This window comes from Oleiphilus messinensis, from assembly GCF_002162375.1.
Classification (GTDB): domain Bacteria; phylum Pseudomonadota; class Gammaproteobacteria; order Pseudomonadales; family Oleiphilaceae; genus Oleiphilus; species Oleiphilus messinensis.
On sequence record NZ_CP021425.1, the window covers coordinates 3,319,554 to 3,345,972 of the forward strand.

The window sequence follows — 26,419 nt, forward strand, 5'->3', positions numbered from 1 at the left end:
TCAGGCAAATAAATACCGAGAGCTCATGACGCACGCAAATTCCGAAGCCAAATTCATCGTTGGGATCGACCTGGGCACGACACACAGCGTTGTCTGTTATCTGGACAAACAACATCGCCTTGATCACCGCGAAATCAATGTCTTTGAAATTCACCAACTGGTCGCCGCCGGTGAAGTAGGCAGACGCCCCCTGCTCCCCTCATTTCGCTACCATCCTATCGATAACGAATTGAGTGAAGCGGATATCGCACTGCCTTGGGATGCCCAATTACCCGGCGATCTGCACCAAGTCGTAATCGGCAGTTGGGCACGGGAACTCGGAGCCAAAATGGATGGACGCTTGGTCTCCAGCGCGAAAAGTTGGTTATCCCACCCCGGAATCAACCCCGAGAATCCGTTGCTGCCCTGGGGTGAAAGTGAAGGTGTTGGTAAGGTTTCCCCTGTTGTTGCCAGCGCCAGCTATCTATTCCATATTCGACAATCATGGAACCACGATCACCCTGATGCCCCGCTGGAAGACCAGGAAATCATCGTCACCATCCCTGCTTCATTTGATGAGCTTGCGCGCTCACTAACTCTCAAGGCCGCAAATTTAGCGGGGCTGCGTGAAGTACTCTTGCTCGAAGAACCACAGGCGGTTTGTTACGACTGGTACGGCAGGCATTCCGATTCTGCTGCGACCATACTCGAAAAGAGCCAATCAGTATTGATTTGTGATATCGGCGGTGGCACTACGGACTTGAGCCTGATCAAAGTGAGCCATGACACTGATGCGGGCATGCAACTGGATCGAGTGGGCGTGGGTGATCACTTAATGTTAGGGGGAGACAATATCGACCTTGCCCTGGCCAGAATCAGCGAACAACGGCTCGCAGGGAGCAAAAAGTTAAATTCAGGTCAACTTGCACAGCTGATACAACAGACACGTAAAGTGAAGGAGTTGCTCCTAAAAGATGGTGCGCCTGAATCAGCCAAAGTAACCGTTCTTGGCAGTGGCAGCAAATTGCTTGGCGGCACAAAATCCTGCGACTTGTTGCGCTCAGAAGTGGTGGATATCGCGATTAACGGTTTTCTGCCCAAAGTCGATATTCAGGATCGACCGATGAGACGCAAAAGTGCCGTCGTCGAGTTTGGTCTGCCTTATGCAGCCGACCCTGCTATCACAAAACATCTTGCAGAATTTATCCAGCGTCACAGCACCGAGATACCGGACACACTGCTACTTAACGGCGGCGTTTTTAACTCTCCCGCTATAGTCGCAAAGATTAAGGGTCAATTAGATGATTGGCTTGGCAAATCGTCTTTGCTGCTGAATAACGCCCGGCCAGACTTGGCCGTTGCCTTTGGTGCAGTATCTTACGGCCTGGCTCGATCAGGAGCACAATTAAAAATAGGTGGAGGCTCTGCGCGCAGTTACTTTCTGTTGATCGAAACCGGCAGTGAGCAATCCGAGGGCGTCTGCATCTTACCCAAGTCAACCAACGAAGAGACTGAAATCAGGCTGGTAGACCGGAAATTCGAACTCCGACTTGGCCAGCCCGTTCGGTTCAACCTTATGACGACCTCTTCCGATCAGGCGTTCAACCCCGGAGAGATTAGCGCGTTGGGCGCAGAGTTCAACTCACTTCCCCCCCTTTATTCTGTTTTGTCGGGTAACGCGGAAGATTCACAGTCTTGTACAGTGGAGCTGGCAGCAACCCTGACCGAGGTCGGCACCCTCAAACTTGAATGCGTGGACAGTGCGGATGACGCTCACCGGTGGCTCGTTGAGTTTACAGTCCGACAACCCGGTTCTGATACCCATTCTCCAGCACAGTCTCAGGAACTCGATTCGAATGCCCCTCCATCAATAAAACTGCCACCACGATTCAACGAAATTATCGAACAAGTTGACCTGGTATATGGAGAAACCAAAAAGGGGGTCGACCCGAAAGCGATTAAACGATTACGGGCCGATATCGAGAAAGCAATCGGTAGTCGTGATACATGGGATACGGCGCTTTCCCGTGCTTTGGCGGATGTCATGCTCAATGGTATAGGCAACAGAACAAGAACGATGGCCCATGAACGGGTTTGGTTGAATTTAACTGGATACACCATGCGTCCAGGTTTCGGTGCACCACTGGACGACTGGCGAATCAGTCAGGTTTGGCCACTCTTTTCACCGCAACCTGTACATAATAAAGAGAATCAATCCTGGAGTGAATGGTGGATTTTCTGGCGTCGTATTTCAGGTGGTTTAAACCAGGAACAGCAACAGGAAATCTATAACACAATACGACGTTACATCGATCCCAAATCGTTGCAAAGCCGCAAAACAATGGCTGAAGTAAAGCTTAAATCTTACGAAGACATGGTACGTCTGGCTGCGTCTTTGGAGCATTTACCAGTCGCTTCAAAATCAGAATTAGGGAATTGGTTAGTCAAGCGACTCCAGAAAAAAAGCGAAACCCTGACAAGTTGGTGGGCTCTGGGTCGGGTTGGATCACGCATTCCATTCCATGGCTACCTTGATAATGTAGTCCATAAAGATGACATAACCCCTTGGCTGGAAACAACACTGAAGGCAGACTGGAAACAATGCCAGCCTGCCGCTTTCGCTGCGGTCATGATGGCCCGCCTATGCGGTGATCGAGACAGGGATATAGACGATAATCTGAGAAACCGTATCATTGCTCAGCTAACCAGTAGCAAATGCCCGAAAGAATGGGTCGGGTTTATGGAAGAGGTCACTGAACTCAGCGAAGCCGACACCAAGAAAGTATTTGGCGAATCACTGCCTGCCGGTTTGAAATTAATAGAATAACAAAACGTCACAACATTGTAATAAAGGGGGTTACCTTGCGCATATTTCTAGTCTCGATCATTTCCATTGTCAGCTTGCTCACACTGGCCGTTTTCATTCAGGATCCTGAAACCAATAACGTCAATGCCTGGCAACCTCCTGTACTCGACCCGAATTTCGCAAAAACAGCCAATAATGCGCTCGGTCAAACCCATCGAATCCCGTTGGATAGCCACGCCCCTGAAGACGTTGCAGTAGACCCGCACGGAAATATCTTTACCGGTACAGCGGATGGAGCTATCTATCGGATTAACCCGGATAACAGGATTCATAAATTGACCGATACGGGTGGACGCCCTCTCGGCATGAAATTTTACCCCGCGGGTTCAGACAAAGAGCAGAATCTCGTGGTAGCCGATGCCGCGAAAGGTCTTTTGGAAATCAGTCCAGAGGGTGAAATTAAAACGCTCACGTCCGATTTTCAAGGTATCCCTTACGGATTGATTGATGACCTCGACATTAGTACCTCTGGCGATATCTATTTTACCGATGCAAGTAAAACATACCCGCTAGAGTCCTATATCAAAGATATTATTTCTCACGGTGACAATGGTGCGTTCTACGTCTATCGGAACAGTACGAAACAAGTTGAATTATTGGCTGATGGGTTATTCTTCGCGAATGGCGTGGCCCTAAGCCCTGACGAAACCTACGTTCTCGTCGTTGAAACCAGTAAATACCGAGTCCTTCGATACTGGCTTGAGGGGCCCCAAAAAGGCCAGATTGAAGTATTCGTAGACAACCTTCCCGGAGCACCTGATGGCATTATGGGGAATGGTCAGAATCAATATTGGTTATCCCTGGCCGCCCCTCGCAAACACTTGCTCGACGCAATCTTGCCCTGGCCTAAAGTCAGGTCACTCATGTTAGCCCTGCCGACGGCTATGTTGCCCGGACCTGACCCCGTGGCATGGGTGCTAAAATTCAATCAGAGCGGTGAAATTGTTGCGAATCTGAATGACCCTGATGGCAGAGCCTTCCATGCCATTACCAATGTAATCGAGTACAAAGATCAACTTATCTTTGGTAGCCTGGCCGAGGACGCTGTAGGCGTTTTCAAACTCAACATGCCCTGAGGTAGCCCCTGGCTCAAGGGGCATTAAGATCGATCTCTTCAAATTGCCCTTTCCGGTTTAAAACAGTCCCCCATACTCTATCGCTGGCTTGATGGTTTGAGGGGCTGAAGCCGATGTCTGTGCCAATTCCAATATCATGGCTTGAAATCGATTCGAGTCGATTTGCGACGTCTTCCACATCAAAGTATCGCCCTACAGAATTCAGCGCTTCGATAAAAATTCGTGCGGCGATAAATCCCTCAGCAGAAATAAAATCGGTCTCTTCATTCGGGAAGTATTTTTTCAAAGACTCCCGATAGAGCAACATCCCCGTGGCATAAGAGTCATAATGCGGGACAACCTGAGTAACCAGAATCTTGTCTGTGAATTCCGGCCCGTACTCTAATAACTTTTCGGCAAGCGCTCTGGATCCAACAAAAGAGACATTTGCAATTTCACCGGAAAACCCGTTTTGTCTCATATGCACAGTGAATTCTGCACTTGCAGAATAGGTTCCGATAATGATTAGTGCTTCGATTTCTTCTATCCTGCTCGTAAACAATTCTGCTGCATCGAAAATATTGGAAGAATTACGCTCGTAAGCGGCTTTGATCACAGTTTCCGGGGCAACACCAGCCCTGTTGAGGGCCTGAATTACACCTTGCAATCCGTCCTGACCATAGGAATCATTCTGATAAAAAACGGCTATTTTATTTGGATCAATGTTCTTGATCTTAGTGTAGTGCTGAACTATTGCAGCGGTTTCTTCGAAGTAGCTCGCCCGATAATTAAAGACATATCGGTCAGGCGGACTTTTCCTCAGGAATGAAGCACCAGAGAAAGAGCCAAAAACAATCATCCGATTTTTTAACGTGATTGGAAGAATCGATTTTGTTGTCGGCGTGCCAACAGCACCCAACAATGCAAATGCACCCGCATCAGGATGGATGAATACCTCGATATTTTCCTGGGCCTTTTCGGGCTCGTAATTGTCATTGGCCGCCATCAACTCGATTAATCGACCATTCACCCCACCATTTTCATTCACGTATTCGATATACGATTCGATGCCAATACGCATGGACCGCCCGATTTCTCGTGCGCTTCCCCGGAAAGGGGCACTCATCGCCAACCGGATTCGATCTGACTCGACCCCTCTCGGTGATTGAAACTTATTAACATGAACCATCCATAAATCCATGATTTCGTAGCGGTTAACAGGCGAGTAATACAATACAGGCCCGAGCAAAAGCAATGCCGTTACCGCCCATCCCAACCAAGGCAAACGTTTTTTCCTTGGACGAATATGGGTTGGCCTCTGTGTTACGGAAAGCACATCTTCTGGGTTCAGACGCTCCTCAGGGGTATTCACATCCTCGGCTCTTACAAGCTCTTGAACCCGGGTAACTTCAGCTGCGCTGATGGGTTGTAACAGCTCAGCTGTCGGTAACGAATTTTTCGTTACATCCGGACCCTCGTTCGCTTTACGGCCTCCGGGTTTGACACGGGTCGCCTCTTCCATTTCTTCGATCTTGCCTAACGCGCCGCATCTCTTGAATTGACGTTCAATACGCTGAGCACTCTGCAACGCCAGATTTTTCCTGACGATCACTCGCTTACCTGTAAACAAGGCATTGAGCTGTTTATCACTGAAATTCATGGCATCCTGTAATGCCTGGCGAACATCTTGAACCGATTTGTCTGCCTCAATTTCGGAATTGAATACAAACCGGTACTGACATTGCTGGTCTCGATCAAGCACCACAGTTTCCAGATTCTGTGATTCGGTATGAGCAGTCTGATTTACAACAACTTTTTGATACTGCTGAGCGTGGTTTAAAACATCGGCCCATAGATCTTTGACAGAGGCATAGCGATCATCCCGATCCTTAGCCATCGCTTTATTGATAACCTGTTGTAACACGAGAACATCCGTATCCTTTACGCTCATCGGATCCAGTTTTGGAGGCGGCTCCGATATTTGTCGACCCATAATAATTTCACGACTTGCACCCGAATAGGGTTTTTTCCCTGTGGCCATGAAATAAATGATTGCACCCAGCGCATAAATATCGGCGCGAGTGTCAATATCAAGCCGACCTTCAATCTGTTCCGGGGCCAGATAACCAGCGGTTCCCATGATCATGCCCAAGCGCGTATGTTTCAGATCCTCTTCGCTTAACGGCTTACTGATTCCGAAATCCAGTATTTTAATCGCGGTAGTATCGCCCGCCAGGCGCGATACCATTACGTTGTTGGGCTTAAGGTCTCGGTGCACAATGTTTAACTTATGGGCAGCGTGTACGCCATTGCACAACTGCTCGATCACCCACATTATTTGCGCCAGAGCGATCCCGCCTTTCTGCTTCACAATGACCTCGAGATCCTCACCTTCGAGATATTCCATTGCCAGATAGACAATGCCGTCTTCAGGGGTTTTGCCAAAATCAAAAACACCTACCACATTCGGATGATTCAATTGGCTTATAATTCTGGCTTCCCGGAGAAACAGATTAATAAAGTCTTCGTCGTTCAGGCTCGGTCGTAACACTTTTAAAACAACATTACGATTAAGACTTAGCTGATTAGCTAAATAAACAACACTCATGCCGCCACTTGCCAACGGTTTCACAATTTCATATGCGTTGTTTACTTTTCGTCCCAGTAGTGGGTCATTTTGATTTGCAGATAATGGCATAAATTCTAGTGTTTCTTGCTGGGATTATTGATCAAGATATTCTACCAACTTACTACTGGTTTGACGCAGTCTCTGGCTTAACAAAAGCGATATCTTCCACATCAATTTATACGCAATGAGTGGATGATCATTTACGAGTTTATCGAGTTGGGCTTTACGAATTGCAAGATAAACCACATCATCAACGGCAACAGCCTTCGCCGAGCGGGGTTGGCCATCGATAAGCGCAATTTCGCCAAAGGTCTGCGGTGGTCGCAACTGGACAAGCTTGAATTCCTGGCCTCCCTCCGTCCTAAGCACACTCAGTACCCCTGAGATTAATACCCCCATCTCTCGCTCGGTGCTGCCTTGCTCGAAAACAACGGTACCGCCTACTATCTCGTGATAATCGAAATAACGGCACAATTTCAATATCTGCTCCCAGGAAAAATCATTTGCCCAACTCGTTTTGTCGAGTATCTGAGCCATGTCCTCCAAGCGGTTTTTTATCGGCTTTGTACCTGTCAATTGAACTGTACCTGTTACTTTGGATCCGGGCTTTCAACTTCCATTTTGGAGAGCTACGTTTTCTATAAACTACGTTTCTGAAGATCCTGCTTCTCGAAATCAGCGTGGCTTGCCCGCTTTAAAGGTTAACGTCGACGCAGAGCAACCTTGTTTTCAGTTTAGCTGATCATTCCGGTAACGTGAGGAAATCGTTATGTCAGAATTGTGACGTGATGCCATTAACATTTTTTGATAAATTTGTACCATTTTTACAAAAAGCATATTGAACACACATGTTGGCACCGATAACATAAAGATTCCTCTCATCTAATAATAAAAGCAGGTTCGCGACGATGATCAATGAAATTGCACAGGACAGCTATTCAAGTATCGATGACCCTGATCTGAAATTAATCCATTCACATGTCGAACTATATGGCACACAGTCCAGCTCAAGATTCGTATTCCAGCCGGGAGTACACTACTTTACCAGCGAGTTTGGCGTCTTATGCTATAGCACCCAAAAAACCCCATGGGGCGTAACCAACGTCGTATTTACCAACCCGCTGTGTGCAGCAAAGAATACCGCTACACTACTGGCTCATTATTTTCGAACTGTAGGGACACCCACAATTTTTATTGGCGTTGATCAATTTGTATCAGACATTCTGATTCGCATGGGCCATCGCTGTAACCAGATTGGTGTTGAAAGTGAAATCGATCTGTCTGCATTCACGCTAAAAGGCAGTGACAAAAAACAGATTCGCCATGCCAGTAATTTTGGCAAGCGAACTGGTGCTTGCGTAAAAGAATTACCATGGTATGAAGTTGACAAGGCGCAAGTCAGTAAAATATCCAGGGCATGGCGAGATTCCAAGCGTACCGCATCACGCGAACTGCGCCTATTGACCCGCCCGCCAGTATTTGCCCAGGAAAACCCTGTTAGAAAGTTCTATTGCTTTCAGGGCGACACACTCCTTGGGTATGTATTCTTCGAGCCTTATTACCGGCAAGGAAAGATTATTGGCTATTGCGCTAATATAATACGATGCCTCCCAGGTAAAGAATCAGGAACGGTGTCCGATTACATCATCCTTGAAGCCATGAAAAAATTTAAAGCTGAAGGGGTTGCTTTACTGTCTCTGGGCATCTCTCCTTTGGCTGCAGTCGAGCCTCATCCGGGTGAGCACAAATCTATTCGTAACCTTGCACGCTGGTTGTTTAAAAACGGCAACAAGCTTTACGCCTTCCAGGGACTCGCTTATCATAAAAGTCGTTATCGACCCACGCAATCAACCTGGTATATGTGCACCCCTAATCTACCAGTGCTGCAAATTGTCTATACCGTTCTCTTCTCTACAGGGATTATCAATATTCCTTTCCTTGAGCGATTCAGCTTGGGTAAACGATCTGTAGTACACAACGACCTTGTTGGTTCTTAACCGCTTTCCTTCGACTACAGGACTTGTAGCAGAAGTCTTGTAGTCAATCAAGATAGTGCCAACATTCAGAGCGCCAACATTTATACGCCAGGGAGAAAGCCCTGACCTGAACACCGGGTAACCGGCTTATTGTTTGATGCTACGCTTGGGTTATAATGGTGTCGCAACTCACGCCTATAACCTAAGAGAGACCCCCATTGACCAAGTTTCGCCCCTGTATCGACCTCCACCAAGGGAAAGTCAAACAAATAGTAGGTGGCAGCCTGAATGACTCAGGTGCACGCACCAATTTTGTAAGCACCCATAACTCCGCACACTATGCAACACTCTACAAAACACACAACCTGACAGGTGGGCATGTCATTGCGCTTGGTCCCGGTAATCAGGAAGAAGCCCTCAAAGCCCTGAATAGCTGGCCGGGAGGGATGCAATTTGGCGGTGGTGTCACAACTGAAAATGCGAACCTGTACCTCAATGCCGGAGCCTCGCATATTATCGTTACTTCCTACCTCTTTCAATCCGGGCAACTCTCTATCGATCGGTTGGAATCCCTCCACCAAGAGGTTGGCAAAGCGAACCTGGTGCTAGACTTAAGTTGCCGTAAAACCGAAGATGGCTGGCATATCGCAACAGACCGATGGCAAACCATAACTGAAACGGCAATCACTAAAAACACACTGGCCGAGTTGGCAAATTACTGCTCAGAATTTCTGATTCATGCAGCAGATGTGGAAGGCCTGCAAGCAGGCATTGACCAAGATCTCGTTAAACTACTGGGCGATATAACACCTATCCCGACAACCTATGCAGGAGGCGCTAGATCTATCGAAGATTTACAACTGGTTGAGACACTCTCAACCGGTAAAGTAGACCTGACCATAGGCAGTGCACTAGACATATTTGGCGGTTCTGGAATCAGCCTGGAGGAGTGCCTTGACTGGAACAAACGCGGATAAATAACAAGCATTCTCTGGCACATACAGGGGGGGGATAGCCCCCTCGATCACTCAAAAGTAATTGCTCAACGCCCTGTATTTGACTCACCTTCCACGTCCCTCCCCCAACTCTCCTAAACCGAAGAATTATATCCACATTTACAGCGGCAGCGCTTTCGTATAATCTTTTAGTACGCTATCGTACTTATTAGGCATTTATGCAATGCCATACCGGACTGAAACAACATCCATATAGTACGCTGCCGTACTTAATTCACTACAATCGAGTAAAAATTCATGACCAACCATACCGACCTATCAGAAAGTTTCGAGACCTACAGAGATGTAGAAGCCTATTTCTCCAATGCAGAGCATAACTATGTAAAAGAACAAACATTTGATGGTACAACTCTTTTAACATTAAATGATCCGGATCGTTTGAATTGCCTGAGCGGCTATCTCACAATTCAACTCGGAAATGCTATTGAACGCTTGAACAAAGACCCAAAATGCAAGTCAGTAATAATAACGGGCACAGGGAACGCTTTTAGTGCCGGTGGAGACATGGCATTAATGGGAATAGCACACAAGGCGCTGAACCACAAAGCCGATGAAGGTGCGACTATCATGCGAAACTGGATAAGATTGCAGTTTGGCAGGGTTGCGCGGTCTATAAGATCATCCGAAAAATTGTATATCTCTGCTGTAAATGGCCCCGCTGCCGGGGTAGGTTTGGCGTTTGTATTCGCATCAGATTTGATTTATCTGGCCAACAATGCTTCGCTCGTTCCCGCATTCGGCAAGATCGGCCTCGTCCCGGAAGTCGGATCGAACTGGTTTTTAAGTCGGGGCCTTGGCTATCAAAAAGCATTTGAGTATTTCCTCAAAGGCTCACCTATTCCCGCTGAAACCGCCTATGAATTGGGGCTCATCAACGCTGTCGTCGACCCCGCTGATCTTATTCAATATTGCGTTGAGCGGGCACATGAGTATACTCAACTGCCAATGCCCCTGATTTCAATGACAAAAAATTTACTCCAGAAAGCATCTGACATTGATTGGTTCAGTATGATCGACATTGAAGAGTATGCAGAAGCAGTTTGCTTCACCACACAGTATCACCAACGCGCTGTTTCAGCATTTGCAGCACGGACAAAATAAACCGGGTAAAAATCCCCAGAATGACTAAACGATCAGAAATACCGGAAGGCAGCACGTTGTATCTGCTTTCCGTTATTAACAAACGAATTCGCAGAAGGCTAGAGCTCCAGTTGAAGTCTCATGTCGATAGCCGCCTTTCAATATCTCACGCCGACATCGTATTTTTTACACACTTAAACCAGCGAGCCACAATTTCTGATTTAACACGGCATCTAGGTGTTACCAAATCAACGATGACAGTATTGATTCGGAAGCTGGAAGAACTGAAATTGATTCAGCGATTAACTGACAGTAAAGATCGGAGAACCACCTGGATCACGCTCACCGCACAAGCAGAAGAGTTGACTTACCAGGCAAAAGGATTCGGAGCAGAAACAGAAAAACAATTACTGAGTCCATTGAGCGCAGATGATCGCCTCACTTTCGTGCGTATATTGCACACTCTAAAGCACCATACTGATGCATGGTAAATCTCATTAAAACAACATGTTGCACACACAACAATTTGATACATTTTTTACACATTTTGTTACTTTGTATGACTCGGCACCGATCGAATAATCAGTATACTAAAGCATTGTGCCGACTTTGATCATGCAGTAGTGAACCGAAAGCGGTTCTTTGACTAGACGGCTTCGAGTCTGAGTTTTCGAATGAGAAGCTTATGGGTATGAACAACCAAATCCGAGTTTGGTTATCCAGTCTGATGCTCGCGGTACCCGTGATGGTGCCGTTAACAGTTTATGGATCCCCTCCAGATCCATCAAACGATATTGCTCATACAGCAAACAACACTTATCTTACGGCCTGGCAAGATTTGATCAAACAGGGTCAATCCTGGGAGGATTCCAGAAAGCTCGAAGAAACAAATGCTTTTTTTGCGAATTTTGACTGGAAAGCAGACAGTACTCTGTGGAAAACCGAAGATTATTGGGCAACGCCGATCGAGACTATTTTGTCCAAAGCCGGCGACTGTGAAGATTTCGCCGTAGGCAAATATTTAACTCTCCTCGCTCTGGGCATCCCGATGCCCCGCCTCCGACTGACGTATGCTGTTCAAGTGGAATTGAATCAGGCTCATATGGTGCTCGCCTATTTCCCGGCGGACCGAACAGACCCACTGATATTGGACAACCTGATTCCCGAAATAATGCCGGAATCGTCACGGCCCGATCTGAAAACGAAATATCGATTTAACGACAAAGCAATCTGGTTTCATGAATCGTTACAAAGTGAGCGGAAAGTCGAAAGAGATATTAGCGAGCTGGCCGGTTTCGTCAAATGGAATGAAATGAAACAACGACTCAACTCTGACCCCTTCAATCAAGAAATTCTGCAGCTAGCACAGGCAGAAACTGAACGTGCCAATGAACAAGGTCTTCACTCATCAGAGCCATCAACATCACTGTAGCAGGGCTATTCAGCCTTGAAATTTATAACCCACACCGTAAACGGATTGGATGAGATCCCGATCTTGAACTACTTCCTTAATTTTCTTGCGCAACTTCTTGATATGGCTATCTATTGTTCGATCACTTACAATTCGATACTGATTATAGATACTTTCCATTAGTTGGTTGCGATTAAAAATTCTACCGGGTTCACGAACCATTACCGCGAAAAGATTGAACTCGACGGCAGTCAATGCCAGCGGGTTTCCATTGATACTTGCTTGGTATTTCTCCTGGTCCAGTTTGATTCCAGGAGGAAGTCCGGTTCGAAATTGGTCTGTAGCCTTTTTCTGCCAGGTTGATCGACGCAGAATTGCTTTGACCCTAGCCACGATTTCACGGTAACTGAAAGGCTTGCAAACATAGTCATCTGCACCCAATTCCAGCCCTAGTAATCGATCAATTTCTTCTAGCCGGGCTGTTGTCATTATGATCGGTATTTCGGAATAGCTCCGAATTTCGCGACAAACCTGTAAACCATCTTTACCGGGAAGCATCAAATCCAGAAGAATTAAATCAGGGTTAACGGAGGACACCCATTCATTTACATCCAACCCATTGTCCAGAATATAGGTACGAAAACCAGACTGAACAAGGTAGTCACTTAATATTGATGCTAATTTGGGTTCATCCTCGACAATCAATATTACCCTGGACTCAATATCTTTAGGTTGTAAGGCATTTAATTCTGAAGTTTTCGTTTCCACAGCATTTACACACAAGCATCCATTGGCCTCTGAAAAAGCCAGAACATCGATTAACAACAGTGGTATCGTTACACACAAGGTAACCGGACGGTAAACCTGACTCCACCAAGGCTTGACTGGGCTGCACTCAGTCTCCCGTTGTGTCCGTCGACGATGCGCCTGCAGATTGCCAGTCCGAGGCCTGAGCCACCAGTTCTACGATTACGAGCCGCATCAACACGAAACAATGGGTCAAAGATACGTTCAAGATGATCTTCTGGCACTCCAGGCTTGGAGTCCTCCAAGATAATCTCCACCCAGTTTTTTTCGGAATCGACTCCACTGCGTCCCCTGATAATTGAGACAAAAACCTGAATAGTCCCTGGATAATCAGTATATTGCACTGCATTTTGAAACAAGTTTCTAAAGAGCTGTTTTAACCTGTTTTCATCCGCCCACAGTGGAATTCCCGTACCATCCCTAAGCCGATCTATGTCGTCAATTATGGATAGCGATTTTTTACTCCCGTGATCCCTCAAAATATTTAATTCATGTTGCAATATGGGAAGTAGATCAAGATTTTGCTTCTTATACTGCAGTGCCCCTAAATCAGATTTGGTCAAATCGTAAAGGTCATCAACCAGTCGGCTCAAGTTTTCGACCTCATCCTGCGCAGATCGAATATTTTCGGGACTGGCGGATCTGATACCATCCGCCATGGCTTCCAACTCCCCCTTCATAATGGCAAGGGGTGTCCGTAATTCATGAGACACATCTGCAATCCAGCGCTTCCGTTCCGTATCATGCTTTTCAAGTGATTGTGCCAAATGGTTGAAATCTCTGAACAACACGCCAATTTCATCGCGGCTGGTAACTTTTAATCGGGTTTCAAAGTGTCCTGATGCGATGTGATGCGTCGCCTGAGCCAGTGATTTCACGCGCCTAACCAAGAAAATCGAGAGCGGAAAACTGACTAAACCGGACAGGAAAATAACGAGAATGCTGATGATTAGAAAATTACTACGCAATTCGGATGCGATATCCAAATCAAAATGTTCAATGATCCGGTCACGGGAATTAAAAGCAATCCAACCAACAATGTTTGAACTTCTGATGTTATCATTTCTCTTTAGACCAGATTCAGCACCATCGACTCGAATGGCAATATACTGCGACTGACTTCGTGCTCTGAAATCTCCAGCCAACAGCGTCTTTTCGGCATCCAGCAATCCGAATCCCCCTCCAGCCCGGTGTTTTTTTCGGCGTTTTGACTGATCGGGGAAACCGGAAAAAAGGCGTTCATCCAGAACAGGTTCCCGATTCCGTGCGGGATGATCTCCTCTATCCCCCCGCCTGATTGGAGGTGGGGCATGCAAAGTATCCCGTGGGTCATATTCAGGCGATCCGGGTCGTCGCCCCCGACCTGGACCACCGGGTCCACCTGGACGTAGATCGACGCCGGCGCGATCCGCTATCGTATAAAACAGCATGTTATCCCCAGCTATAAACTTCCAATTTCCTGTTTTTTTGTAAGCATGGGACAGCATACTTGCCAGGTTATGGAAATCCTGTTGCTCTCGTTGATTGATATACTTGAGTAAGCCACGATCAACACTCCATTGCATCATTGCATACATTAAGACAACAACAAATGAGCTCGCGCAGAGCAAAACCAAAAACAGCTTGTATTGAATTTTCAACCTAAATCATCCCGGCGACACTCAGACAAATAATATAAGTGAACCAAATCGCAATTTCATGGTGTCCTGCAATCTTCCATATTTCTTGCACAATTTGACCACAATAGCTGCACCTTTGCTTTCTACGATAAAGAGACTACCGCGCTTGAGTATAGACATCGGAGCTTGAGGATATGAATACCACCAAACCAAGAATTAAAAATGGATTAAAACGACCATCTTATGTGCTCGCGAGTACCATTTCGCTGAGCATACAAGCTTTTCTGGCAGCACCACTGTTCGCTGAACACATTGAGCAAATCACGGGCCTGACAGGTAATCAGGTGCTTAGCCCTCAACAGCGTCCTGCACCCCGGCCCGGTCCAGCACCCGCTACAGGCCAAGGCGATTCCGGTCGTGGCGCCCCCCCCGCCCAGCCTGGTCCTGCGGAGATTGATATTACGCTGAGGGACATAATAGACAACTTCGGCCTTGATCGCCGTGCTGATTCTGCATTGTTACCTGAAATCGAGCACCCCGTCCCCCAGCTCGGAATGAAATTGTTTTTCAGTAAAAGTCTCGGTGGGCAGTTCGATTCTGCCTGTGTTACGTGCCACCATCCTGCACTTGGAGGAGCGGACAGGCTTTCACTCTCCGTAGGTGTCGACGCAATAGACCCTGATTTGCTGGGCCCCGGAAGACAACATCAGAGTGGTGTCCCTATTGTCCCGCGAAATGCCCCCACTATTTTCAATACCGGACTGTGGGACACCGGTTTGTTCTTTGACACCCGGGTGGAAAGCATCGGTAAGGAGCCGGGAACAAATGGCATGCTTTCTGGTATTCGCACACCAGACAGTGCGTTTTTTACCCCGGACGAGAACGCCGGCGCAAACCTGGCTGCAGCACAAGCCCGTTTTCCGGTAACCTCAGTTGAAGAAATGAAATCTGATAATTTCGAATTTGGCTCCGGCAATGAAGCGATACGGGAACACCTAGCGCAACGTATCGGCGGCTATGGCGCAGCAGCTGATGAGTTACCCGCTAACAGCTGGCTTGACGAATTTCAAATGGCATTCGGATCAACAGCTCCAGCTGAAGACCTGATTACCTTCGATAATATTGCCTTTGCTTTGGGGGAATATGAACGCTCAATGGTATTCGACAACACGCCATGGTCACGCTACACAGCAGGTGACCTTAATGCGATAAATAGAGAGGCCAAACAAGGTGCAAGACTGTTTTTTACACCCGTGGCGCAAGGAGGGGCAGGCTGCGGCGCTTGTCATAACGGGCCATTGTTCTCTGATGGACAACATCATAACGTTGCCTTCCCCCATATTGGCCCAGGAAAAGATGATGGTAACAATGATGACTTTGGACGGGAACGTGAAACTGGTGATCCAGTAGATCGCTATCGATTTCGAACACCGTCATTGTTGAATATCGCGACAACAGCGCCTTATGGCCACACCGGGGTTTATACTTCCCTGCAACAAGTTGTAAGGCACTACGTCAATCCTCAACGCAGTGTTCAAACCCTTTTTGACCGCGGCGGTGCATGCTCCCTTCCACAATATCGAAATGTTGACGACTGCGAATTGCTCTACCCTGAAAACGAGGCTAACTCAATTCTGGCATTACAGAAACTGCAACAAGAACGACAACAAGGTATTTCTCGTTTTCAATCCCCCAGACTGGATAACCAACAAGTCGATCAGCTTGTTGCATTTCTGGAATCCCTGACAGACGATTGCGTACAAGATCGCGCTTGTCTTTCCCGCTGGATCGCAGACCCGGAATCGAGCGGCCCTGACGGTAACCAACTGAACGCACATGACCCGAGAGGTAACACCCTTTAACTTCGACAAGGGGGCTTCGCCCCCCTTTTCCCCCCTAGTTAACCAGTCGCTTTATGGGTAACGACCAAGCCATAATTTTTTAGAAACAGCATCTCAGCATATTTTTAAAGATTTCGATTGCACTTATGAACCGATCGGTTCTATAATCATTTCATGACTATCGGCAGACCAAAACAATTCAACCCTGATGTAGCCCTTCAAAAAGCCACGTATCTATTCTGGCAGAAAGGATATGAAGCGACATCGACAACAGATCTCATGAAAGCGATGGGACTGTCAAAAAGCAGTTTGTATCAGACTTTCGGTAGTAAAAAGCAGCTTTTTGAGCAATGCGTCGCTTATTATGGCGCGGACAATGTCACCCTGTTAAAGAAAATGCAACAGGAACACTCTTCCCCGCTGCAGTTTCTGATTGGATTGTTCCGTTTTGCGATAGACCCGGAACGCAATCCGGAGACACATCTTGGGTGCATGATGGTCAATAGCGCGTGCGAATTAGCAGAAGTAGATGATTTCAAACCCAAAATTCGGTATCAAATGGATAAAACTCATTCACTGATACAAGAATCCGTGGAAGAGGCTCAAAAAATTGGTGAAATTACCGGTCAGTTAAGTGCTAAAGAAATTGCGGATTATATTTTCGCAAACCTCTGCGGTCTCAGAGTGATAGGCCGGATGAATAACAACCAGAAAACATTGAACAATATAATTGATATGACTTTTTCAACAATAATTTAAGCGCGATCAAATGCCCTACTTTGGGTATTTTTTTACGACATTATTGAACCGATCAGTCCATTACTGCACTAAACAAAACGCGACAGTGAAGTATTACTGTCCAAATGGAGTTAAAGGAGTAAAGATTCTTAGAAAATGACGAAAAAACCGGCGTTATCCCACACTCAAACCAAAACACAAACCAAAACACAAACCATAACACAAACTAAAAAGGTAATATCATGAACTTTAAAGACAAGATTGTATTAGTAACCGGCTCGAATCGCGGCATCGGAAATGAAGTTGTGCAAGCACTCTTGCAACGTGGAGCAAAAAAGATCTACGCGGCCTCACGAAATCCTGATTCGCAGCCCGCGATCTCCGATAGTCGAGTCATTCCATTGAAACTGGATATTACAGATTCTGATCAGATTCAGAATGCTGTAAGTATGGCTCAGGATATTGACATACTATTTAACAATGCTGGTATTGCTGCATTTACAAGTTTGCTGGATGGGCCTGAAGACCTGCTACGGCGGGACATGGAAACCAATTACTTTGGCACTTTAAATATGATTCGCGCTTTTGTGCCCGTGTTGGAAAAAAAAGAGCAAGCATCAATCATCAATGTTGTGACAATCGGAGCGTTCGTGAACTTCCCGGTATTGGGCGGTTACTGTGCGTCAAAAGCTGCAGGATTCTCGATGTCACAAGGCATCCGTACGGAACTGAAGCACAAAGGTATATCAGTGCATACCATTAATCCGGGTCCGATAGATACTGACATGGCTAAAGACTTTGATGCAGAGAAGACTGCACCAGCTGTGGCGGTTGAAAATGCGCTGGGTGCTCTGGAATCCGGTGAGCTTGATGTTTTTCCGGATGCAGGTAGCCAACAAATGATTGCTGTCTGGAAAGATAATTATCTGGCATTGGAGGCTATGGTGGCGAACATGTAGCGAACATGTAGCGAACCATTCGACTAAAACGGTAGAGCCCTTTGCGGTTCTCTACCGTTTGGTTTACTGCACTTCGGCCTGGTTTAGGCTGATACAGCAGCCAACTCGCCTTCGACCAGTGTAATCACTTTCGTTACTTCATCTGCAGACAGAGCACCGTCTTTGAAAAAAAGTACTTCTCCATCTGCATTCAACACAGCTATGGCCGAACTGCTTTTGTCCAGATCCCAAGCCTTGCGAACGTCACCTTTAGCATCAAGTACCACACAAGACCAAGGGAATTCTTTTTTCCCGGATTCAGCCTTGGAAGCAACGATCCCACTTGTGCCGATCATCGCATCGTTCAAATTGATAATAGTCGTCGTCTGATAACGATCTTTCGGGAACTCCGCTTTTTTAAGGGCTTCAATGAGCGCCTCATTCAGCTCTTTTGCAGCTGAGCGTCCTGCCATATGCTGCACGACGCGTACACGGCCCGCCAATGATGCAGTGGACCATGGCTGTGCTTTAATTTTTCCATCCGTTTCAACCAGCTCGCCTTTTGAGGAAACACTTACTGCTGGTAATACCTTGCCTTCTGTTATCGTTGTCATTGGATTTTCCCTTTAATCTAATCCGTTTCTCTATTGATAGGTCTCTATAGAGTGACAAAGATTATTGCAGGCTTGACATACTCTCCAAGTTCGAGAGCGTCATATAGAATTTTTTTATAATCATCATTTTATTGATTCTGTCTCTGCAACAATGCCACTCTCGCGGACCATTCTATCGTCGCAACGCAGATTTGTCATTCGCACAACAGGCTTCAATTCAGCTTTTAATTCCGTTTTGTGCTATATGTTACAGTTTTCATAATGTTAGCGTGCACAACAAAACTGCGTACCAAATCAATAACGCTGTAATTATGAGGCGACCAGGTTGAAAATATACACAGTGAAAACTGAATCGTTATATCAGTTTGACATTTCGTTTCAGGCATCAATATTGCTTTGAATCACAATGTAATCGAAAAACAGTGTATTACTCTAAATATTTGTAGTCTAACGATTGTCTCGCCTGGTCACCTGCGAATCAAAAGGTAGATTTCAACAATTTTGCAGAAATTAATAATTAAAGCGCCACGTATTTTTCAACTGTCTTAAATATGAAATACTAGCGTCTATAATCTGCAAGAGATTTCATAAAGGATTACTTATCTATGATTAAAAAATGTCTTTTCCCAGTTGCCGGATATGGCACCCGTTTTTTGCCTGCCACCAAGGCCATGCCTAAAGAAATGCTACCCGTCGTGAACAAACCGCTGGTGCAATATGGTGTAGAGGAAGCAGTAGAAGCCGGTATTGATGATTTTGGGTTCGTAACCGGGCGAGGGAAACGGGCAATTGCCGATCATTTCGATATCAGTTATGAGCTGGAAACACAAATCAAAGGCAGCGGTAAAGAGGAGCTGTTGTCATCAATTCGCAACCTGATTGACAATAATCGATTTGCATTTACACGTCAGAACGAAATGAAGGGATTGGGTCATGCGATCTTGTCTGGTCGTAATCTGATCGGCGACAACCCATTTGCAGTTGTACTCGCCGATGACCTGTGTATGGGCGATGAAGGCGGACCTGGCGTTCTGGCCCAGATGGCTGAGCTTTACAATCAGTTTCGCTGCAGCATTGTTGCCATTCAAGAAGTGCCGCCAGAGGAAACAAACAAATACGGTGTTATCGCAGGCGAGCATATGAAGGATGGCCTTTACCGAATCTCCGACATGGTCGAAAAACCTGCACCGGAGGATGCCCCCACCAACCTGGCCATTATCGGTCGATACATCCTGACACCGGATATTTTTGAAATCATTGAAAATACGCCACCGGGCAAAAATGGCGAAGTACAAATAACCGATGCACTGCTGACCCAAGCTAAAAAAGGCTGTGTGCTCGCCTACAAATTCAAGGGGAAACGGTTCGACTGTGGCAGTATCGACGGTTTTGTTGAAGCGACTAATTATGTCTATCAAAACATCTACAAGGCCTGAGCCAATTAGTTCACCAGAGTGAACTTTACGCAATCACTACGGTCCACTTCTTTATCAGGCTGTAGTGATTGTGTTAAATAATGTTAAATTCACAAACTCTCCACCACCGTACGCCTCCAAATTCACTACACTTGAAGTACTGGCAGTTAGTCTTGCAGTCATGTCTGCCTGAAAATGCAGAGCCGTTTGCATAACTGGATTCCAACGGAGTATCACGTTTAATCGCCCCTTTTTTGAGCTCAAACCTGCACCAAAAAAGGAAGGACGCACTCTTTCAGCACACGGCTTACCCTCTCTATCAGAAAGAGGACATCAGCATGTCTATCACGCTTACCAGTCTCGTATCGCCACTGCTTTTCTCCATTCTGGATTACAGCGAACCCATGAATTTTGCCTCGATTTTTATATTCGAACCCCCAAAATGTGAGCATCAGGTTGTGTTTCCGCACTATCCTCAAAAAGTAGGTGTACTGAAATATGACGAATCGGTCTACTCCGCCCAACTCCATATGGAAAACTCATTCCTTAGAGCAGATTGTTCGGTGATTTCGCTCCCGGAAGATGCAGATCGCAACGCCCTGCTAAAAGCAATGCTTACCAATCAAATCACCCAGATCGGTGGTGAAAGGATGATGATACTGGAATACGAAATAAATGATGTAGAAGCACGCTACACTGGACAAGTGGTTCTGGAGAGCACGAGTGTCATGGTCAGCGGTGCATTCTATCTCGGGGAATCCTCAGTTATGATGCTGACAGCAATTGACAAACACAGCGCACAATCCAGCCCTGAATCCAGTCGATTTCTAGCTTCTGCAACACACTTCTAGATAAGAGCTCGATTCAGCAACACACGAACGCGTTCCGGAAAAGGTAATAGCACGTGCGATCGATACGGCGCAAACCAAGGAGCGCCTTCGATCACGCTATAACAGCAGATATTAACCCATTAATTGAATGATGAGTTTTCGACTCTCGGCATCGCTCCTTCGGAAGCGCTTAAGGAGCTCGACTTCATCTTTATCAGGGATTACTTTCTCGACTTCCTGCAGTAAAACATCGACTGATTGCGATATATCGCCTTCTTCAATAAAGCGCAACCCCGGAAGTTCAAGCTGCTGATCTAGCGCCCCGGCATCGCAATCAATCAAATGTTCCAGCCTGGCATTGGCCTTGAAGCAAAGATCCAAGAGGTTCTCAAGTGAAGGAAACGTCTTGTTGTCAGGCCGCTCCCAACTTTCGACGATATCATCATTCACGTTACAAAGTCTCGCAACTTCTTCAATCGATAAATTATTCTGTTGCCGGAAAAGACACAACTTTTCACTGAATTGGGTCAGATACTTCATAACATGAGTAGACTTTAGGAAATGAGACACCCATGAATTATGGATAAGTTCTACGTATCATTCAATGTCTGCTAGTCCTTTTTCAAGCCAAGTACATTAAAGAACCACATTGCAGGGCACCATTTGGTAAATGCAGACTGGATCAAATTCAAGGCCACAAACCCGGTCAGGAAGAACCAATAAGGATGAACAAAATGTCCCATTAAAATGCTGAATAGCACCAGCGTTCCTGCCAAGAATCTTAATGCTTCATTAATAGTCATAACTTGCACCTCTTACTAGAAACGGTATCTTAAGCGAGCATAAACATTGGAATTGTTTTCATGCTGGCCAAAGAACGTGTGGAGGTCCTCTCCACCAAATATTCGGGCTCCAACTTCATAACTTAGAGCATCATCAATTCGATAAGTAATCGATGGTAATACGAAATAGTCCTTCTCGGTTGGCGACCAAAAGAGAAAGCAGGATGTTGTCAGGTTATCCCGCAAGGCTCGATGGGTCAGCCGAGCGGTCATCACAACTCGGGCTTCATCAGCCTCATATTCAGGCGTTAAACTATTACTGATCAATCGATCATGATGTTGAGTCCATTCGAGATAAGCTTGCAGAGCACCACTTAAATGGGTAACCAGCTCTCGTTGGTAACCGACCAATAATCGAGCCTGGCTATTCGGAATCAGTGGATTCCCCCCTTTCCGATCATCTTCGGAGTCGTACCAAACCCCCTCCAGGTTTGCGATACCACTGGCCAAAGCCCCTTGAACACTAAACCCTAAAGCATTGAGTCTTGCAAAAGTCGGTAAACCGGTAGCTTGCTCAACTGCATTTGGCTGTTTGAAGAACCCCCGATACCCATATACCGCGCCTTCCAGGCCTCCCGACTGCTTGTACAAGCGAAATGTAAACTCGCCATTCTCAATGTCGTGATCAGGTTTAACGCTGACCAGTTTTGGCGGGGCCGCGACGACCTGGCCATTAAACGGGCTAAAATAGCTAAAACGCTCCCCGGTCAGCACCGCGTCCTCGGTAAACTGCGGTGTCCAGATAAAGTCGAAATTGACCAAAGGATTAAAATAACTAACCTTAACTGCGTTTGCAGGGGCTTTTAGATACTCCAGTTCGCGTCCAGCAAAGAATGACTGCCAATCTTTGGCGAATAAATCATTCAGGAATAACAAATCACCGGAGCCCCAGGTCAACACCTGGCGGCCCACCCGCAAGTCCACACTTGTCCCGACCGGCAAGGCAATAAGTAACTCTCTAATGTCTCCTTGCCATTGGTTCAGCACATCATCGTAGTACCCATCTACCTTGCCACTCAGAAATACCTGTTCCAGATAATCAGCGGACTCCAGACGAACCCGTGCCTCCATAACCGTCGCATCCGAAGCGATGACCGGATTATCGCGTGTCCGCGTGCCAGCCAAGCCTTCAACAAACCCGGATACGCGAAATGCAGAACGAGGACTTTCCTCCCAGTCAGACTCCCAACTGCTATCACCCCAGCTCTCACTTGCCTGTTTTCCGTCGCCTGTCGAGTCGGCGACCGTTAGGGGAGATGCCAGCAGCCCGAACCATACAACCATGATTACAGGTAACCTTGCGCCTGATTTGTTCATTTTCGAATCAACCATTCTCTGGGCGGGGTTCGTAAACTTCGTTCTGAAAAAACGGTATCCGGCAAATCATTGTTGTAACGTATAAAGCGCATTTCGGTAACCGTTGTTCCACCATCACGCAAATCTTCCATCTGCAATACGGTACCGGTTTGGATTCCCTGAATTGTCTCCGTCTTCAAGGTTTCCGCGCGACGATAGAGTGAATCGTTCTGATCGAAATACTCCGCTTTAATCGGTAAATAATTGCTTTTGTCTATCCACACAACATAACGGGTGAATTCAACTGAAGAACGATCTTTAGGTATACCCTGAATACGATAATAATTTTCTGCAGTCTCGAGCAGTTCGTATGTATCTTCACTGGGGTTACGCCCGGAAATATCTTCATAGAAGAAGTGTGAGCCGACAAAACTGGTTCGTTTATCCCCTGCAGCGATCCGTTTTACCAAGTCCAACCCTGGCAGATACAACCATCGATCATCATCGCCTTGGGTGTGTTTTGCCACCAGAAAGGCTGTTCGATCCACCTCACTAGGTCGACTGAAGATAACGTAGAACAGCTGATCACCGCCGTCCTGAACATCTTTTCGCAATAATGTAAATTGACGATACTGCACCCTGCCCTGGCCATCCGTAATTTTCATACGCGCCTCTGCACGGCCATCCACACCACCGTAAAATGCAGCAAGATTGGCTTTATCGATAATCGTGCGGGCTTCATTTGCGCTTACGCCCCCCGAGATAATTAGCGTAGTGATCAAGGTGATAAAAAAGTGACGTAGCTTCATTTCCCAGCCTCTCAAGATATACGAAACAATAATTTACGACCCAAACTCAATAACACTGGCAACACCATCAGTGATACAGCACATGACACAATCATAATCACCGCCAGGAAAACCCCGACCGTGTTATACGGGATTAAAGGAGCTAGCAACAACGGCGTAAACCCGAGGGATATGACCAATGCATTTCTGGTAATCGCCCTGGCAGGCTCATCAAACATGAGCGCCATTGTTTCCTGGATTGACCCATTCTGTTTGTACAACGCCCTGCTCCGTTCTAAAAAGTGGATCGCAAAATCAACAGATAAACCAAGTGTAAGTGACGACAACACCGCAATCGGCATATCATAATCTTTACCACTCAAACCGATCACACCATAGATAAATGTAATGGTTATACTGAGTGGCACCATTGCCAATACGCCCCAGAAAAAGGAGCGAAACAGGACCACCATCACCACGAAGACAATAACGAATGACCCAAGCAGGCTTTCCAGCATGCCAGAGACCATCTCGTCCTGCCAAAGGACGTTTATGTATGTCAACCCGGCCCAATCAAGACTTACATTCTGCGGTAGCGGATTGGTAACCAGATATTCCTGAACTGCCGAGACCATCGCCTCCACATCCTGATTATCGCCGGAAGTCAGTTGCACCCAGATCAGCGCGTCAGTGTAATCCGGAGTGACAAAATGCCACAAATCGTCAGGCCTGTGAGATCCCTGATAGCTCAACAACGTTTGTGCCACAGCAGCTGCGGACTCTGGAATGCGATAATTCGCTTGATCTCCAGTGAGTTCGCGATACACCGTTTTAATTAAATCAACAACGGAATTGGATTTTCCGACAACGTCCTGGCCCTCAATATAACGTTGCAATTTATCAATGTAGGCAAGATTTTCCGGGTTCTGAAAGTATTTTGCCTGCACGGCTCGCTGCTGTATTTTAGCGCTCACCTGTTCCAGGCTTGACAGCACCAGCGGGTCATCAAGGGTAAATAACAGGTCATCCAGAGCCGTGATAAATTCAGCATACTCGTGGCCCGACAGCAATGCGCTGTTCGCAGACCACCATTGGGCAACGATGTCGTTATCAAGGCTTTCTAGTTGTTGCCCGACATCCTGAATCAGCTGTTTTGAATCATTAACCTCAGGTTCATGTTTTAACCTGAGATACACTTGATAGGTTCCGGCAAAATGCGTATTCATCACACGATCTGCGACCCTGATATCATGGTTCTCGGCAAACCACCGTACCGGGTTATCATTAATCTTGATCTGGCTCACGCCATACAGACTGGTACCCACCACAATCACAATAGCGGAAATGATCCAGACTGTTTTGCTCACTACCTTAGTGCCGACAGATTGCAATAACTTTGGCATCCGTCCACTGTGATGTAATTGATTGACCTTCTCTGCCATCCGATTTAATTGAGTCTCATTCATGGAAACAATATAAGCCGGTATGAAGGTAATGGTGAGCAAGAAGGCCAATGCAATACCAAAAGCAATGTGCAGACCGAATACCTGTACAGGTGGAATTGGCGTGATAGCTAATGATGCGAATCCGATCGCAGAGGTAATTGACGTATACAGCATCGGTTGGAACAGATGCCCCATGACTTGTTTCACCACAACCTTGGGATCATCACCTTGACGGTACCGGTCTGCAAATTCAGACAGAATGTGAACCGAATCCACGACCGCAATCGGCATTAAAAAGATTGGAATCATCGAACTCATAATATGAACGGTATAGCCACTGCCAATCAGCAGCCCCATCGTTGCAATAACCACGATAAACGCCATGAGCATGGGTGCCGTGATCAACGTTGCACTGCGGAAAAAAAACCACATGAGCAAGAATATCATCGCGGCAGCTGCTGGTGCTGAAATCGCCATTTGTATAAACATTTCAACACCAAAGGTATCTTCGGCTACCGGTAATCCTGTGATATAAAACTCACCGTCAATATCAAGCGACCTTAGATAATGGCTGATTTCTCCAGAGATACGATAACTTTGGTCTTTCGCAATAATAGGTATGTACAACGCAGCTGCCTTGCCATCTTCGGAGGCAAGTGTGTTGTTTAGAAGAGGAAGATTTCTAACCGAATTGAGGACTGACCTCGCGGCATCATTAGTCTCCGGTGATTGGCGCATCAACCATTGAAACCTGATTTCACCGGCTTCACCTTGCCGTATGTCATCGACATTGGCCAGGGACATCAAGTCTTTGACTACAACACCATCGATCTTTGTAACATACTCTGTGAGATGCACAATCGCAGTCAGGTTTTTAGGTGTAAACACACCGGCAGCAGTACGATCATTCACCAGGCCAACCACAATCATGTCGGATAAACCGAACATTTTTTTGACACTATCGTGAACAAGTCTGCCCGGATGATCATGGGGCAGCATATTTTCAGGGTCGGTATCCACTTTAATTTTTGTGATTTGCAGCCCCAGCAGAATCACCATAACCAAAGTAACTGAAAACACCCATTTAGGGTGTTCAATAAAAAGTGTTACCCAATTCGCTCCAGTATTGCCGGAATCTTGCGAATGGCTTTTATTTGATGTCATGTTTGTCACCAAGGATGATTAGCAATTCCAAAACACTATATTCCCATATAGTTATATAGTCAATCATTTA

At 46.4% G+C, this 26,419-nt stretch carries 22 protein-coding genes; 12 read left to right on the forward strand and 10 right to left on the reverse strand.

Going from position 1 to position 26,419, the window contains the following annotated elements:
* Positions 1-25 precede the first annotated feature (25 nt).
* Positions 26-2,806: an Hsp70 family protein gene (locus OLMES_RS14460; RefSeq protein WP_087464487.1), complete on the forward strand. Its 2,781-nt coding sequence runs from the start codon at positions 26-28 to the stop codon at positions 2,804-2,806.
* A 35-nt stretch (positions 2,807-2,841) separates the two neighbouring features.
* On the forward strand, positions 2,842-3,921 hold the full coding sequence (locus OLMES_RS14465; RefSeq protein ID WP_157678319.1) for an SMP-30/gluconolactonase/LRE family protein: 1,080 nt from the start codon (positions 2,842-2,844) through the stop codon (positions 3,919-3,921).
* 13 nt (positions 3,922-3,934) lie between these two features.
* Here OLMES_RS14465 and OLMES_RS14470 read toward each other — a convergent pair whose 3' ends face one another.
* Together OLMES_RS14470 and OLMES_RS14475 are read right to left on the reverse strand one after the other, a co-directional pair.
* Positions 3,935-6,598: a protein kinase domain-containing protein gene (locus OLMES_RS14470; protein WP_087461919.1), complete on the reverse strand. Its 2,664-nt coding sequence runs from the start codon at positions 6,596-6,598 to the stop codon at positions 3,935-3,937.
* A gap of 24 nt (positions 6,599-6,622) precedes the next feature.
* Positions 6,623-7,105 carry a Crp/Fnr family transcriptional regulator gene (locus OLMES_RS14475; protein WP_087461920.1) on the reverse strand — a complete coding sequence of 161 codons (483 nt, stop codon included), beginning with the start codon at positions 7,103-7,105 and terminating at the stop codon, positions 6,623-6,625.
* A gap of 332 nt (positions 7,106-7,437) precedes the next feature.
* On the opposite strand from OLMES_RS14475, the gene OLMES_RS14480 reads away from it, so the two are divergent.
* From OLMES_RS14480 to OLMES_RS14500, 5 genes are all read left to right on the forward strand, one after another.
* On the forward strand, positions 7,438-8,526 hold the full coding sequence (locus OLMES_RS14480; RefSeq protein WP_087461921.1) for a DUF2156 domain-containing protein: 1,089 nt from the start codon (positions 7,438-7,440) through the stop codon (positions 8,524-8,526).
* Between the two features lie 197 nt (positions 8,527-8,723).
* Positions 8,724-9,482 (forward strand): phosphoribosylformimino-5-aminoimidazole carboxamide ribotide isomerase, encoded by a 759-nt coding sequence (gene hisA, locus OLMES_RS14485; protein ID WP_087461922.1) that lies wholly within the window; start codon positions 8,724-8,726, stop codon positions 9,480-9,482.
* 276 nt (positions 9,483-9,758) lie between these two features.
* Positions 9,759-10,622, forward strand: coding sequence for an enoyl-CoA hydratase/isomerase family protein (locus OLMES_RS14490; protein ID WP_087461923.1), 864 nt, complete (start codon positions 9,759-9,761; stop codon positions 10,620-10,622).
* Between the two features lie 20 nt (positions 10,623-10,642).
* Positions 10,643-11,092 (forward strand): MarR family winged helix-turn-helix transcriptional regulator, encoded by a 450-nt coding sequence (locus OLMES_RS14495; protein WP_087461924.1) that lies wholly within the window; start codon positions 10,643-10,645, stop codon positions 11,090-11,092.
* A gap of 200 nt (positions 11,093-11,292) precedes the next feature.
* Positions 11,293-12,033, forward strand: a complete 741-nt coding sequence (locus tag OLMES_RS14500) for a transglutaminase-like cysteine peptidase (protein ID WP_198342985.1) — start codon at positions 11,293-11,295, stop codon at positions 12,031-12,033.
* A gap of 9 nt (positions 12,034-12,042) precedes the next feature.
* Here the strand turns inward: OLMES_RS14500 and OLMES_RS14505 are convergent, their stop codons facing one another.
* Positions 12,043-12,780, reverse strand: coding sequence for a response regulator (locus OLMES_RS14505; protein WP_232465107.1), 738 nt, complete (start codon positions 12,778-12,780; stop codon positions 12,043-12,045).
* A gap of 68 nt (positions 12,781-12,848) precedes the next feature.
* Positions 12,849-14,459 carry an ATP-binding protein gene (locus OLMES_RS14510; RefSeq protein WP_087461926.1) on the reverse strand — a complete coding sequence of 537 codons (1,611 nt, stop codon included), beginning with the start codon at positions 14,457-14,459 and terminating at the stop codon, positions 12,849-12,851.
* Between the two features lie 173 nt (positions 14,460-14,632).
* Here OLMES_RS14510 and OLMES_RS14515 point away from each other — a divergent pair, with 173 nt between their 5' ends.
* The 3 genes from OLMES_RS14515 to OLMES_RS14525 all read left to right on the forward strand — a co-directional run bounded on the left by OLMES_RS14515 (position 14,633) and on the right by OLMES_RS14525 (position 17,976).
* Positions 14,633-16,300: a cytochrome-c peroxidase gene (locus OLMES_RS14515; RefSeq protein ID WP_087461927.1), complete on the forward strand. Its 1,668-nt coding sequence runs from the start codon at positions 14,633-14,635 to the stop codon at positions 16,298-16,300.
* Between the two features lie 153 nt (positions 16,301-16,453).
* Positions 16,454-17,038: a TetR/AcrR family transcriptional regulator gene (locus OLMES_RS14520; protein ID WP_087461928.1), complete on the forward strand. Its 585-nt coding sequence runs from the start codon at positions 16,454-16,456 to the stop codon at positions 17,036-17,038.
* Between the two features lie 221 nt (positions 17,039-17,259).
* Positions 17,260-17,976 carry an SDR family oxidoreductase gene (locus tag OLMES_RS14525; RefSeq protein ID WP_087461929.1) on the forward strand — a complete coding sequence of 239 codons (717 nt, stop codon included), beginning with the start codon at positions 17,260-17,262 and terminating at the stop codon, positions 17,974-17,976.
* An 83-nt stretch (positions 17,977-18,059) separates the two neighbouring features.
* Here the strand turns inward: OLMES_RS14525 and OLMES_RS14530 are convergent, their stop codons facing one another.
* On the reverse strand, positions 18,060-18,569 hold the full coding sequence (locus OLMES_RS14530) for a YtfJ family protein (RefSeq protein WP_087461930.1): 510 nt from the start codon (positions 18,567-18,569) through the stop codon (positions 18,060-18,062).
* Between the two features lie 605 nt (positions 18,570-19,174).
* On the opposite strand from OLMES_RS14530, the gene galU reads away from it, so the two are divergent.
* Positions 19,175-20,005: a UTP--glucose-1-phosphate uridylyltransferase GalU gene (galU, locus tag OLMES_RS14535; RefSeq protein ID WP_087461931.1), complete on the forward strand. Its 831-nt coding sequence runs from the start codon at positions 19,175-19,177 to the stop codon at positions 20,003-20,005.
* A gap of 317 nt (positions 20,006-20,322) precedes the next feature.
* The gene (locus OLMES_RS28005; RefSeq protein ID WP_157678320.1) at positions 20,323-20,835 is read left to right on the forward strand and encodes a hypothetical protein; all 513 of its coding nucleotides are present in this window, start codon (positions 20,323-20,325) and stop codon (positions 20,833-20,835) included.
* 111 nt (positions 20,836-20,946) lie between these two features.
* Here the strand turns inward: OLMES_RS28005 and OLMES_RS14550 are convergent, their stop codons facing one another.
* The 5 genes from OLMES_RS14550 to OLMES_RS14570 form a co-directional block, all read right to left on the reverse strand.
* Positions 20,947-21,354: a helix-turn-helix domain-containing protein gene (locus OLMES_RS14550; RefSeq protein ID WP_087461934.1), complete on the reverse strand. Its 408-nt coding sequence runs from the start codon at positions 21,352-21,354 to the stop codon at positions 20,947-20,949.
* Positions 21,355-21,425: 71 nt separating this feature from the next.
* Positions 21,426-21,617, reverse strand: coding sequence for a YgaP family membrane protein (locus OLMES_RS14555; RefSeq protein ID WP_087461935.1), 192 nt, complete (start codon positions 21,615-21,617; stop codon positions 21,426-21,428).
* Positions 21,618-21,632: 15 nt separating this feature from the next.
* Positions 21,633-22,940: a hypothetical protein gene (locus tag OLMES_RS14560; protein ID WP_232465108.1), complete on the reverse strand. Its 1,308-nt coding sequence runs from the start codon at positions 22,938-22,940 to the stop codon at positions 21,633-21,635.
* Between the two features lie 29 nt (positions 22,941-22,969).
* Positions 22,970-23,761 (reverse strand): outer membrane lipoprotein-sorting protein, encoded by a 792-nt coding sequence (locus OLMES_RS14565; RefSeq protein ID WP_087461936.1) that lies wholly within the window; start codon positions 23,759-23,761, stop codon positions 22,970-22,972.
* Between the two features lie 11 nt (positions 23,762-23,772).
* On the reverse strand, positions 23,773-26,349 hold the full coding sequence (locus tag OLMES_RS14570) for an efflux RND transporter permease subunit (protein WP_087461937.1): 2,577 nt from the start codon (positions 26,347-26,349) through the stop codon (positions 23,773-23,775).
* Positions 26,350-26,419: the final 70 nt, after the last annotated feature.